2 protein-coding genes (1 of these 2 running past the window's edge) are annotated in these 14,234 nt (G+C 73.6%); both read right to left on the bottom strand.

Annotated elements, in window-relative coordinates:
• Window positions 1–7: 7 nt before the first annotated feature.
• Window positions 8–14,143, bottom strand: a complete 14,136-nt coding sequence (locus ACTOWY_RS38925) for a type I polyketide synthase (protein ID WP_441314607.1) — start codon at window positions 14,141–14,143, stop codon at window positions 8–10.
• On the bottom strand, window positions 14,140–14,234 hold the 3' end of the coding sequence (locus ACTOWY_RS38920) for a type I polyketide synthase (protein WP_441314606.1). 29,299 nt of this gene lie beyond the right edge of the window; only the last 95 of its 29,394 coding nucleotides appear in the window; its start codon lies beyond the right edge, outside the window — the gene reads right to left on this strand; the stop codon is at window positions 14,140–14,142. The genes ACTOWY_RS38925 and ACTOWY_RS38920 overlap by 4 nt, the downstream gene beginning before the upstream one ends.

Here is a 14,234-nt window from a genome sequence, read left to right as displayed (position 1 = left end):
TCGTCGGTCATGAGATCCCGAACTCCTTGCCGATGAACTCGAACATCTCCTGGTCCGAGGCCGCGTCCAGCCGCTCGGTGGCCATCTCGTTGTCTCCCTTGGCGTTCCACTGGCCGATCAGCTCCCGCAGCCGGGCGCCGATGGCGCGGTGCGCCGTCTCGTCCACGCTGGTCGCGGCCAGCGTCGCGGCGAGCCGGTCGAGTTCGGCCTGCACCGATGGCCCCTGTCCGCCCTCGCCGAAGAGTTCCGCGGCCAGTTGTTCGGCCAGGGCTTCCGGATTGGGGTGGTCGAACACCAGCGTCGCGGGCAGCCGCAGGCCGGTGGCGCCATCGAGGCTGTTGCGCAGTTCGACCGCGGTCATCGAGTCGAACCCCAGTTCCTGGAAGGCCCGTCCGGGTGGCACGGCCTGTTCGTCGCGCAGGCCGAGCACCGCGGCGGTGTTGCGCCGCACCAGGTCCACCAGTCGCTGCCGCCGGGTGACCGGGTCGAGTCCGGCGAGATCGCGGACCAGGTCCTCGGCCGCGCCGGTGGCGGGGGCGAGCCGAAGCACCTCGGGCAGGGACTCGATCAGTGGGCTGGGCCGCATCAGGTTGAACAGCGGCGCGATCCGGGCCCAGTCGATATCGGCCACCATCAGCGCGGGCTCGGCCCGGCCCAGCGCCCGGCCGAGTGCGGCCAGGGCCAGGCCCGGTGGCAGCGCGAGCAGGCCGCGGCGGCCGAGTGGCTGGCCGTCCTCGCCGGTGAGCACGTGTTCGGCCATGCCGCCACCGGCCCACGGCCCCCAGGCCACGGTGGTGGCGGGCAGACCGTCGGCGTGCCTGCGGGCGGCGAGGGCGTCCAGGGCGGCGTTGGCGGCGGCGTAGTTGCCCTGACCCGGTGAGCCGAGCACGCCCGCGATCGAGGAGAAGGTGACGAACGCGGTCAGTTCGCGGTCGCGGGTCAGCTCGTCCAGGTACAGCGCGCCGAGCACCTTGGCCCGCAGCACCCGGTCGAACCGCTCGGTGTCGAGCGAGCCCAGGACGCCGTCGTCGAGCAGTCCGGCGATGTGGAAGACCGCGGTCACCTGATGCGCGGCGAGCAGTGCGGACACCGCGTCCCGGTCGGCGACATCGCAGCCGAGCACGGTGGCCTTGGCGCCCAGTTCGGCGAGTTCGGCGCACAGCTCCTGGGCGCCGGGCGCGTCCGGGCCCTGGAGGTTGGCCAGCACCAGTTCCCGGGCGCCGGCGGTGGCCAGCCAGCGGGCCAGGTGTTTGCCGAGCGCGCCGGTGCCGCCGGTGACCAGCACCGCTCCGTCGCCGGGCGTCCAGACCGGGGCCAGCCGGGGCGGGGCGTGTTCGAGGCGGCGGGCGTGGCCGCCGGTGCCGCGCAGGGCGAGCTGGTCCTCACCTGGCAGCGCGCCGCCGAGTACCGCCGCGACCTGGGCCAGGGTGTCCGGGACCGGATCGGCGGGCAGGTCGAGCAGGCCGCCCCAGTCCTGCGGGTACTCCAGTCCGACCACCCGGCCCAGTCCCCAGAGCTGGGCCTGCGCCGGATCAGCGGGCTCACCCTCCACTGTGGACACTGCTTGCCGGGTGAGGCACCACAGTGGTCCGTGGCCCTGCCCGGCGAGCGCCTGGACCAGGGTGAGGGTGGCGTCCAGCCCCTGCGAGACCGCGGTGGTGCCGGACTTGACGCGCTCGTCGAAGGCGAGCAGGGACAGGACACCGGCGAGCGGTCCGGCTTCGTGGAGTTGGGCCGCCAGGTCGGTGTCCTGGTCGAGTTCCAGCCAGATCGGTTCCGCGCCGCGGTCCCGCAGTGCGGCGCGCAGTCCGGCCGCCCAGGGGAGGTCGATCCCGGCGGGTGCGAGCACGAGCCAGGTGCCGGCGAGGGCCCCGCCGGCGACCGGGCCGAGTGGCTGCCAGGTGATGCGGTACAGGCAGTCGTCCACCCGGGAGTCCTCGGCGTGGCGGCGGCGCCAGGCGGAGAGTTTGGGCAGCACCGCGCCCAGTGCGGGCGCCTCGATATCGAGCTGGGCGGCCAGCGAGCCGAGATCGCCCTGCTCGACCAGGTCCCAGAACGCGGTGTCGGCCTGCTGTGGTGGTTCCAGGTCCACCCAGTACCGCTCACGCTGGAAGGCGTAGGTGGGCAGCGGCACCCGGCGCGCGCCGCGCCCGGCGAAGAAGGCGGTCCAGTCCACCGGGACCCCGGCCACGTGCAGCCGGGCCAGGGCGGTGAGCAGGGTGCGGGGCTCGTCCCGGTCCCTGCGGGCGGTGGCCGCGACCACCGGTGGCTGGTCCAGGCAGTCCTCGACCATGGCGGAGAGCACCGCGTCCGGGCCGACCTCCAGGAACCGGGTCGCGCCCTGTTCGGCCAGCCCGCGCACCGCGTCGGCGAACCGCACGGCCTCCCGGACGTGCCGCACCCAGTACTCCGGCGTGGCCGGATCGCCGTCCACAGTGGACACGATAGGAGTTCGGGGCTGAGCGAAGGAGAGTTCGCCGACCACAGCCCGGAACTCCTCGATCATCGGGTCCATCAGCGGTGAGTGGAAGGCGTGCGAGACCCGCAGCTGCTTGGTCTTGTGTCCCCGCTCGGCCAGGATTCCGGCAATGGGCAGCACTTCGGCCTCGGCGCCGGAGAGCACCACGGATTCCGGGCCGTTCACCGCGGCCACCGCGGCCAGTCCGGTCAGCAGTGGCTCGACCTCGGCCAGCGGCGCGCGCACCGACACCATCACGCCACCGGCGGGCAGCGCCTGCATCAGCCTGCCGCGGGCGGTGATCAGCCTGGCCGCGTGCGGCAGGGACAGGATCCCGGCCACGTGCGCGGCGGCGACCTCGCCGATGGAGTGCCCGGCCAGCAGGTCCGGCCGCACGCCCCAGCTTTCGAGGAGCCGGAACAGCGCGACCTCGACGGCGAACAACGCGGGCTGGGTGAACTCGGTCTGCCCCAGTCGTTCCGCGTCCGACCAGATCACCGTGCGCAGCTCGGGATCCAGCTCCGCGCACACCTCGTCGAAGGCGGCGGCGAAGGCCGGGAAGGTCTCGTACAGCTCCTGGCCCATGCCGGGTCGTTGCGCACCCTGACCGGAGAACAGGAAGGCGAGTTTGCCGGGCCGCACCTCGCCCAGCAGCATGTTCGCCGCGGCGTCCCGCCCGGCCAGCGCGCTGAGTCCGGACCGGAACTCGGCCGGATCGGCGCCGAGCACCACGCCGCGCCAGGACAGCGCGGCCCGGCCGGTGGCCAGCGAGTACCCGGCCGACACCACGTCTTCGTCCACAGTGGACAGCAGCCGGTCCGCCTGGGCCCGCAGGGCTTCCTCGGTGGCGCCGGAGATCACCCATGGCACCAGCGCCGGGGCGGCCGGTGCCGGTTCGACGGCCACGGGCGGCTGCTCGATGATCACGTGCGCGTTGGTGCCGCTGATCCCGAAAGAGGACACCCCGGCCCGGCGTGGGCGGCCGTTGTCCGGCCAGTCGACGGCCTTGGTCAACAGTTCGACCGAGCCCGCGGACCAGTCCACGTGCGGGGAGGGGTCCTCGGCGTGCAGGGTGGGCGGCAACTGGTGGTGCCGCAGGGCCTGCACCACCTTGATGATCCCGGCGGCCCCGGCCGCGGCCTGGGTGTGGCCGAGGTTGGACTTGATCGAGCCCAGCCGCAGCGGGGTGTCCCGGTCCTGACCGTAGGCGGCCAGCAGGGCCTGGGCCTCGATGGGATCGCCGAGTACCGTGCCGGTGCCATGCGCCTCGACCATGTCCACATCGGACGGTCGCAGACCCGCGTTGGCCAGTGCCTGCCGGATCACCCGTTGCTGGGCCGGGCCGTTGGGGGCGATGAGGCCGTTGGAGGCGCCGTCCTGGTTGACCGCGGTGCCGCGCACCAGGGCCAGCACCGGGTGGCCGTTGCGGACGGCGTCGGAGAGCCGTTCCACCAGCAGCACGCCAGCGCCCTCGGACCAGCCGGTGCCGTCCGCGCCCGCGCCGAAGGGTTTGCAGCGGCCGTCGGCGGCGAGGCCGCGCTGGCGACTGAACTCCAGGTAGAGGCTGGGGGTGGACATCACCGTGACGCCACCTGCCAGCGCCAGATCGCATTCCCCGGAGCGCAGGGCCTGCACGGCCAGGTGCAGGGTGACCAGTGAGGAGGAGCAGGCGGTGTCCACGGTGAGCGCGGGGCCGGACAGGCCCAGGGTGTAGGCGATCCGGCCGGAGGCCACGCTGCCGGAGTTGCCGGTGCCGAGGTAGCCCTCCAGGCCCTCGGGCACGGTGACCATCCGGCTGCCGTAGTCGTGGTACATGACGCCGGTGAACACGCCGGTCTGGCTGCCGTGCAAGGACTTCGGGTCGATGCCCGCGTGCTCGACCGCCTCCCAGGAGGTCTCCAGCATCAGGCGTTGCTGCGGGTCCATGGCCAGGGCCTCGCGCGGGTTGATGCCGAAGAAGGCGGCGTCGAACTCGGCGGCCTCGTGCAGGAACCCGCCCTCGCGGGTGTAGGTGCGGCCGGGCAGGCCCGGTTCGGGGTCGTAGATCCGGGCCACGTCCCAGCCGCGGTCCTCCGGGAACCGGGAGATCGCGTCCTCGCCGGCGGCGACCAGCCGCCACAGGTCATCCGGCGAACTCACCCCGCCCGGGTAGCGGCAGGCCATGCCGATGATCGCGATCGGCTCGGTGTCGGCCGCCCGCGTCCGGCGGACCGGAGTGCCCGGATCCTCTTGACCGCCAAGGAGTTCGGCGAACAGGTACTCGACAAGGACCAGCGGGGTCGGGTAGTCGAAGACCAGGGTGGCCGGCAGCGGCAGTCCGGTGCGGGCAGTCAGGCCGTTGCGCAGTTCGACCGCGGTGAGCGAGTCGAAGCCGAGGTCGGTGAAGGCGCTGCCAGGTGCGATGGTCGCACTGCCGCCGTGGCCGAGCACCAGTGCGATCTGGCGGCTGACCAGGTCCAGCAGCTCTTCCCGGGCCGTGGCCTCGGGCAGGGTGCGCAGCCGGGCGCGCAGGGTGGCGGTGTCCGCGCTGCTCTGCTGGGCCCGGCGGCGGACCCGGATCAGCCGGTGCAGCAACGGCGGCAGCATCCCGGCGGTGGCCAGCGGTCGCAGCGCGGCCAGATTGAGCCGGGTGGTGACCAGGGCGGGCAGCGGCAGGCGCAGGGCGGTGTCGAACAGGGTCAGCGCCTCGGCGTTGCTCAGGGGCGCGATGCCGTCCCTGGTCAGCCGGGTGCCGTCCAGGTCGCCGCTCATGCCGCCCGCCTCGGCCCACCAGCCCCAGGCCAGTGACTGGGCGGGTAGGCCGGTGGCGTGCCGGTGTTCGGCGAGGGCGTCCAGGAAGACGTTCGCGGCGGCGTAGTTGCCCTGGCCGGGTCCGCCCATGGCGCCCGCGGCCGAGGAGAACAGCACGAACATCGACAGGCCGAGGTCGCGGGTCAGCTCGTGCAGGTGCCAGGCCGCGTCGGCCTTGGGGCGCAACACGGTGTCCAGCCGTTCCGGGGTGAGCGAGCCGATCACGCCGTCGTCGAGCACTCCGGCGGCGTGCACCACGCCGGTGAGCGGGTGCGCCGGGTCGATCGAGTCGATCAGCCCGGCCAGCGCGGCGCGGTCGGCCACATCGCAGGCCACGATCCGCACTTCGGCGTCCAGTGTGGACAGTGCGGCCGCGCCGGGCGCGTCCGGGCCGCGGCGACTGGCCAGCACCAGGTGCCGGACCCCGTGCACGGCGACCAGGTGCCGGACCACGGCAGCGCCAACGCCGCCGGTGCCGCCGGTGACCAGCACGGTGCCGTGCCGGGCCGGGGTTTCCGGATCGGCGGGCGCCGGGACCCGGGTGAGCCGGGGTGCGTACAGGGCGCCGGAGCGGACCGCGAGCTGGGGTTCGCTGACGGTGTGCGCGCCGGGCAGTGCCGCGGTGTCGTCGGCGTCGATGAGCAGGAATCGGCCGGGGTGCTCCGCCTGCGCGGAGCGAACCAGGCCCCAGGCCGCGGCCCCGGCCAGGTCGGAAACCCCTTCACCGGCAACGGAGATCGCGCCCCGGGTGTGCACGACCAGCCGGGCCGCGGCGAAGCGGTCGTCCGCGAGCCAGCCGCGCAGCACGCCGAGCACGCGGCCGGTGGCGGCGCGCACAGCGGTGGGCACGTCGGTGTCCGGGTCGGTGGTGCAGGGCAGCACCACCACGTCCGGCACCTCGGTCAGTTCGGCCAGTCCGTTTTCGCCCAGCCAGACCGCGGTGACCGGGGCGGGTTCCGGTCCGGAGACCTCGGTCCAGTCGATCCGGAACAGCGAGTCGTGCACGCCGCCCCGGCCCAGCGCGAGGTGTTCGGCCGAGACCGGCCGGGAGATCAGGGCTTCGATCGAGGCGACCTGGGCGCCGCCGGGGTCGGCTACGGTCAGCGAGACGGTGTCCTCGGCGGGCCGGGACAGCCGGACCCGCAGCGCGGTCGCACCGGTGGCGTGCAGGCGCACCCCGCGCCAGGCGAAGGGCAGTTGCGCGCCTTCGGCGCCCCCGGTCAGCGCGGCGCTCTGCAGGGCCGCGTCGAGCAGGGCCGGGTGCAGGCCGAAGCCAGCCGGGTTGGCCGCCTCGGGCAGTTCGACCTCGGCGAAGACCTCGGTGTCCCGCCGCCACACCGCGCGCAGACCGCGGAAGGCGGGGCCGTAGCCGAAGCCGCCCTCGGCGAACCGGTCGTACAGCCCGTCCAGGGACACCGGTTCGGCGTCGGCCGGTGGCCAGTCCGATTCGGGTGCGGGGGTGGCGGAGTCGGTGGTGAGCAGGCCGCGGGCGTGGCAGGTCCAGGCGTCCGCGGTCACCGCGCGTTCCGGCCGGGAGTACACGCTCAGCGCGCGTCGGCCGTCCTCCAGCGCGGCCACCGCGACCTGGAGTTGCACGGCGCCGCGTTCGGGCAGCACCAGCGGGGATTCCAGGGTCAGTTCGGCCAGCGCCGGGCAGTCCACCCGCTCGCCCGCGTGCAGGGCCAGTTCGACGAAACCGGTGCCGGGGAACAAGATGCTCTCGCCGACCACGTGATCGGCCAGCCAGGGCTGGGTGTCCACCGAGACCCGGCCGGTGAGCACCAATCCGCCGGAGTCGGGCAGCGCGACCGCCGCGCCGAGCAGCGGGTGCTCGGCCGATTCGACGCCGAAGCCCGCGGCATCCCCGGCCGGCGCGCCCGCGGCCGGCCAGAACCTGGTGCGCTGGAAGGCATAGGTGGGCAGCTGGACCCGCCGGGCGTCACGTCCGGCGAACACCGCGGCCCAGTCCACCGGCTGCCCCGCCACGTGCAGTCCGCCGAGCGCGGCGAGCACCGCGCGCGGTTCGTCCCGGTCACCGCGCAGTCCGGGAAGCACGATCTCGCCCGCGGTGAGGTTTTCCTGGGCCAGCGCGGTGAGCGTGCCGCCCGGACCGGCCTCCAGGTAGGCGGTGACGCCCTCGGCAGCCAACCGCCGGATACCGTCGGCGAACCGCACCGGCTCCCGCACCTGCCGCACCCAGTAGTCCGCCGTCGCCGGATCATCGTCCACAGTGGACATAATCGGGATTTCCGGCTGACCGAAGGACAATCCTTCGACCACGCTCCGGAACTCGTCGAGCATCGGGTCCATCAGCGGCGAGTGGAAGGCGTGCGAGACCCGCAGCCGCTTGGTCTTGATGCCCTGTCCGGTCAGGGTTCCCGCGATCACCAGGACGTCGGCTTCGGCACCGGAGATCACGACCGACTCCGGACCGTTCACGGCGGCCACGCTGACCAGGCCGGTGAGCAGCGGCTCGACCACGTCCAGTCCGGCACGCACCGAGACCATCACGCCGCCCTCATGCAACGCCTGCATCAGGCGACCGCGCGCGGTCACCAGGCGGCAGGCGTCGGCCAGGGAGAACACTCCGGCCACGTACGCGGCGGCGATCTCGCCGATGGAGTGGCCGAGCACGAAGTCCGGGTGCAGCCGCCAGCTTTCCAGGAGCCGGAACAGTGCGACCTCGACGGCGAACAACGCAGGCTGGGTGAACTCGGTCTGCCCCAGGCGTTCCTCGTCCGACCAGATCACCGTGCGCAGTTCGGGGTCCAGCTCGGCGCAGACCGCGTCGAACGCCTCAGCGAAGGCCGGGTACGCGTCATACAGCTCGCGACCCATGCCGAGTCGCTGCGCGCCCTGGCCGGAGAACAGGAAGGCCAGCCGTCCGGCGACCGGGTTGGCCGCGGCCTCGCCGGTGACTGTGCTCAGCGCCTGATCCAGTTCGGCCCGGTCCGCGCCGACCAGCACCGCGCGGTGCTCGAACGCCGAGCGGGTGGTGGCCAGGGAGTAGCCGATGTCCACCGGGTCCAGTTCGGGCCGCTCGGCCAGGAACTCGGCCAGCTGCCCGGCCTGGGCGAGCAGGGCGTTGACGGTCCGGCCGGAGAGCAGCCAGGGGGTGACGCCCGGCTGGGTGGCGCGCTCGGCGACCGGGACGGCGGGCGGTTGTTCGATGATCACGTGCGCGTTGGTGCCGCTGATGCCGAAGGAGGACACCCCGGCCCGGCGCGGACGCCCGTTCTCCGGCCAGGACACCGGTTCGGTGAGCAGGGAGACCGACCCTGCGGACCAGTCCACGTGCGGGGAGGGCTCGGTGACGTGCAGGGTGCGCGGCAACAGGTTGTGCCGCAGGGCGAGGATCACCTTCATCACCCCGGCGACCCCGGCCGCGCCCTGGGTGTGCCCGAGGTTGGACTTGAGCGAACCCAGCCACAGCGGGGTGTCCCGGTCCTGCCCGTAGGCGGCGAGCACCGCGGAGGCCTCGATCGGATCACCCAGCACGGTGCCGGTGCCGTGCGCCTCCACAGCGTCCACTTCGGACGGTCGCAGGCCCGCGTTGGCCAGTGCCTGCCGGATCACCCGCTGCTGGGCCAACCCGTTCGGTGCGGTCAGGCCGTTGCTCGCGCCATCCTGGTTGACCGCACTCCCCCGCACCACAGCGAGGACTTCGTGCCCGTTGCGCAGTGCGTCGGATAGCCGTTCCACCAGCAGCACGCCCGCGCCCTCGCCCAGACCGGTGCCGTCCGCCTCGGCGGCGAAGGCCTTGCAGCGGCCGTCGGCGGAGAGGCCGCGCTGGCTGCTGAACTGGACGAACATGCCGGGGGTGGCCATCACGGTGACGCCACCGGCCAGCGCGAGATCGCATTCGCCGGAGCGCAGGGCCTGGGCGGCCAGGTGCAGGGCCACCAGGGAGGCCGAGCAGGCGGTGTCGATGGTGACCGCCGGTCCCTCCAGACCCAGGGTGTAGGCCACCCGGCCGGAGAGCACGCTGGCCGCGCTGCCGGTGCCCACGTAGCCCGCGTCGGCGTCCGGGGCCTGGTAGGCGCCGGTGGCGTAGTCCTGGGCGTTGGTGCCGACGAACACCCCGGTCGCGCTGCCCGGCAACGACTTCGGGTCGATCCCGGCCCGCTCGAACACCTCCCAGGAGGTCTCCAGCAGCAGTCGTTGCTGCGGGTCCATCGCGGCGGCCTCGCGCGGGTTGATGCCGAAGAAGGCGGCATCGAACTCCGGGGCCTGGTAGAGGAATCCGCCCTGCTGGGTGGCTGATCCGCCGTCGGCGAGGGCGTCCAGGTCCCAGCCGCGGTCGGCCGGGAAGCCGGAGATCGCATCCCGGCCCTCGGCGAGCAGCTGCCACAGGTGTTCCGGCGCGGTGATGCCGCCGGGCAGGCGGCAGGCCATGCCGACGATCGCGATCGGGTCGCCGGAGTCGACCGCCGCGCGCACGGGTGCGGTCGCGGTGGCGGGTTCGCGGAGCAGTTCGGCCCGCAGGTGGGTGGCCAGCGCGGTGGCGGTGGGGTGGTCGAAGACGAGGGTGGTCGGGAGTTTCAGGCCGGTGGCGGCGGTGAGCCGATTGCGCAGTTCGACCGCGGTGAGCGACTCGAAGCCGAGTTCCTTGAACTGCCGGTCCGGGGCGATCCCGGCGCTGCCCTGGTGGCCGAGCGCGGCGGCGACCTCGGTGCGCACCAGTTCCAGCAGCACCCGGTGCTGTTCGGCCGCGGCCAGTCCGGAAAGCCGTTGGCGCAGCGCGGAACCGCCGCCTGCCGCGGCTGCCTCGGCGAGTCGCCGGACCTCGGGGATGGCGGCGATCAGCGGGCTGGGGCGGGCCACGGTGAACACCGGCGCGAATCGGGTCCAGTCCAGGTCGGCCACCGTGGGGTTGATCTCGTCCCGGTCCAGGACCTGGCGCAGTGCGGTGAAGGCGACCTCGGCGCTGAGCACGTTCACCCCATGCCCGCGCACCCGTTCCCCGGCGGCGGAGGGATTCCCGCCGGGCTGCCAGAGGCCCCAGGACACCGAGGTCGCCCGGACCCCGCGCCGCCGCAGGTCAGTGGCGAGAGCGTCCACGTAGGCGCTGGTAGCGGCCATCGCGGCGTGTTCGGCGCTGCCCCAGACGCCGACGATGGAGGAGAAGCACAGCACCGCGTCCAGGTCGGGCAGCTCGTCCAGGGCGGCCAGGCTGTCGGCGGTGGCGCTGACCACTTCGGCCAGCCGATCCGGGGTCAGGTCGGCGAGCGGGGTGAGGTCCATCCGGAGCACGTCGTGCACCACCGCGCGCACCGGGCCGTGCTCGGCGAGGAGTGCGGCCAGGGTGTCCCGGTCGGCGGGGGCGGGCAGGGTCACCGGCCGCGCGCCCCGATCGGTGAGCCAGGCGGCGATGGCCGCGCCCTTGTCCGGGTCGCTCGCGCAGACCAGCACCGTGCCGGCAGGCTGCCAGGCGTCCGGATCGACCGGGCCGGTGGTGGCGCGGACCAGTCTGCGCAGGAACATCCCGCCCGGCCGGAGCGCGACCTGGTCCTCACCATCCACAGTGGACAGTGCGGCGGCGAGCAGGCGATCGGCATCCTCGGCGGACAGGTCGATCAGGCCGCCCCAGCGGCGTGGCTCCTCCACCGCGGCGACCCGGCCGAGGCCCCAGACCTGGGCGGCCACCGGGTCGGCGGTCTCCTCGGCGGAGACGGCGACCGCGTTGCGGGTCAGGCACCACAGCGGCGCCTCGATGCCGGTGTCGGCCAGGGCCTGGAACAGGCTGAGGGTACCGGCCGGTCCGGCGCCCGGCGGCAGTGCGAGCAGCGACAACACTCCGGCGAAGGACTGCCCGGCGAGTGGACGCAGCAGTTCGGCCAGCAGCGCGCGGCCGGCGGCGGGCTCGGCCTCGATCCGGATCACGGTGGCGCCGAAGGGTTCCAGGTCCACGGACTGGTTCGCCGGAGCGAGGACCAGCCAAGTCCCGGTGAGCGCGGGTTCGGCCGGTTCGGCGCGCTGCCAGTCGATCCGGTAACGCAGGCCGTCGGCGAGCTGGTCCTCGCGGCGGCGACGGCGCCAGGCGGAGAGCATGGGCACCAGCTGATGAAGGGACTCTTCCTCGGCCACACCGAGGGTGCCGGCCAGTTCGGTGAGGTCGGCGCGTTCCACCGCGCGCCAGAACTTCTCGTCCACCGGGTCGCTCCCGGCGGGCAGGCCGGTGTTGTCCAGCCAGTACCGCTGCCGTTGGAAGGCCGCGGTGGGCAGGTCCACCGGCCGCACCTGGCCGTACCGCGCGGTGAAGTCAACCGGCACGCCCTGGGTCCAGGCTTCGGCGAGTGCGCTGAGCATGCGGCGCGGGCCGCCGTCCTCGCGGCGCAGCGAGCCGACCACCACGGCCTCGGCGCCGAAGTCCTCCGCGGTGGCGGCCACCGCGGTGGTCAGCACCGGGTGCGCGCCCAGTTCGATGAACACCCCGTGTCCGTCGGCCAGCAGCGCGCGCAGGGTGTCCCGCACGGCCATCGGCCTGCGGGCGTTCTCGAACCAGTACCCGGCGTCCAGCGCCGAGCCGTCCAGGGGTCCGGCGGTGACGGTGGAGTAGAAGGCGATCTCGCCGTCGGCGGGCTGGACCGGGGACAGCGCGTCGATCAGGCGGTCTCGCAGTGGGTCGACCTGGCCGGTGTGCGAGGCGACCGTGTCCGGCACGATCCGGGCCCGCACGTCCTCCCGGGTGCAGTCCTCGACAAACCGGGTCAGCAACCCGGTTTCCCCGGCCACCGCCACCGCACGCGGCCCGTTGACCCCGGCCAGCACCAGTCCCGGGTAGCCGAGCAGCCGCTGCCGGACCTCCTCGGCGGTGAGCGCGACCGAGGCGACCATGCCGTTGCCGACCAGCTCGTCGGCGAACAACTGGCTGCGCAGTGCGATGATCCGGGCGCCGTCGCGCAGCGAGAGCGCACCGGCGACGCAGGCCGCGGCCACCTCGCCCTGGCTGCTGCCGAGCACGGCGGCCGGGTGCACGCCGTGCGCCCGCCACACCGCGGCCAGTGACACCATGACCGACCACAGCAGCGGCTGGAGCACCTCGATCCGCCGCATGGCAACGGGATCGGCGAGCATCGGCAGCGGATCCCAGTCCAGGAACGGCTCCAGCGCGGCGAAGCACTCGGCCATCCGGGCGGCGAACACCGGGTCGGCGGCCATCAGCTCGACCGCCATCCCGGCCCACTGCCCGCCCTGACCGGGGAAGACGAAGACGATCTGACCGGGTTTGACCACCCGGCCCTGCACCACCTCGGCGGCCGGACGACCGGCGGCGAGTCCGGCCAGCTCCTCGCGCAGCTCGACCCGGTCCGCGCCGAGCAGCACCGCGCGCTGTTCCAAGGCGGCCCTGGTACGCAACAGCGCGTGCCCGACCTCAGCGGCTTCGAGATTCGGCAAGTTGTCCACAGTGGACAGAAGTCGGGCTGCCTGGGCGCGCAGTCCGGCCGGGTTCCTGGCCGACAGAACCCAGGGCAGCAGACCGTTGGGTGGCATGGATTCCGGCTCGGTGACCGGTGGCGCTGCTTCGAGGATGAGGTGCGCGTTGGTGCCGCTGATCCCGAAGGAGGACACCCCGGCCCGGCGCGGCCGGTCGCCGTCGGCCCAGTCCACCGGGTTGGTGAGCAGCTCGACCTGGCCCGCGGTCCAGTCCACGTGCGGGGTCGGCGCGTCCACGTGCAGGGTGCGCGGCAACCGGTTGTGCTGCAAGGCCAGCACCATCTTCATCACCCCGGCGGCGCCCGCAGCGGCCTGGGTGTGGCCGAAGTTGGACTTGACCGAGCCCAGCCACAGCGGGGTGTCCCGGTCCTGCCCGTAGGTCGCGAGCAGGGCCTGGGCCTCGATCGGGTCGCCCAGCGCGGTGCCGGTGCCGTGCGCCTCCACAACGTCCACTTCGGACGGTCGCAGGCCCGCGTTGGCCAGGGCGGCCCGGATCACCCGCTGCTGCGACGGGCCGTTGGGTGCGGTCAGGCCGTTGGACGCGCCGTCCTGGTTGACCGCACTGCCGCGCAGCACGGCCAGGATCGGGTAGCCCAGGCGTTGCGCGTCGGAGAGCCGGGCCACCGCGAGCACGCCGGCGCCCTCGGCCCAGCCCGCCCCGTCCGCGGCGGCGGCGAATGCCTTGCTGCGGCCGTCCGTGGCCAGCGCGTCACCCCTGGACAGCTCGATGAACACGCCGGGGGTGGACAGCACGGTGACGCCACCGGCCAGCGCCAGATCGCATTCCCCGTTGCGCAGCGCCTGCACGGCCAGGTGCAACGCCACCAGCGAGGAAGAACACGCCGTGTCCACGGTGACCGCCGGGCCCTCCAGGCCGAGGGTGTAGGAGACCCGGCCGGAGAGCACCGCGGCCGAGTTGCCGGTGATCAGGTGGCCTTCGACCGCCTCGGGCAGCTCGTGCAGGCCGGTGGCGTAGTCGTGGCTGCTGCACCCGGCGAACACCCCGGTCCGGCTGCCGCGCAGCGAGGTCGGGTCCAGCCGGGCGCGTTCCAGGGCCTCCCAGGAGATCTCCAGGAACAACCGCTGCTGCGGGTCCATGGCCAGGGCCTCCCGCGGCGAGATGCCGAAGAAGGCGGCGTCGAACTCGGCTGCCTCCAACAGGAATCCGCCCTCGCGGACGTAGCTGGTGCCGGAGTTGTCCGGGTCCGGGTCGAACAGCGCGTCCAGGTCCCAGCCGCGGTCGGTGGGGAAGCCGGAGATGGCGTCGCCGTCCGCGGTGAGCAGCCGCCACAGGTCGGCCGGGGAGCTGATGCCGCCTGGGTACCGGCAGCCCATACCGATGATGGCGACCGGTTCGGTGCTCGCGGCGACCAGCTGCTCGTTGACCTGCCGGAGCCGCTCGACCTCCTTGAGCGAGGACCGCAGCGCTTCGACGAACTCCTTGGGTGGCGTGCTCATGACTCTCCCATCGCCAGGCGCAGCAGGCTTTCCGCGTCCATGTCGTCGATCGAGGGCGCGCCGTTCGCGCCCGCCGGTGCGGTGTCGCTCT

It is taken from the genome of Crossiella sp. CA198 (assembly GCF_052078295.1).
Classification (GTDB): Bacteria; Actinomycetota; Actinomycetes; order Mycobacteriales; family Pseudonocardiaceae; genus Crossiella.
The sequence above is the reverse complement of the archived record's forward strand: the minus strand, read 5'-3'. Positions and strand labels throughout refer to the sequence as shown.

What these genes read in the sequence shown, in the direction of transcription:
- ACTOWY_RS38925 (WP_441314607.1), bottom strand. Translation starts at nt 14,143, where the DNA reads ATGAGCACGCCACCCAAGGAGTTCGTCGAAGCGCTGCGGTCCTCGCTC.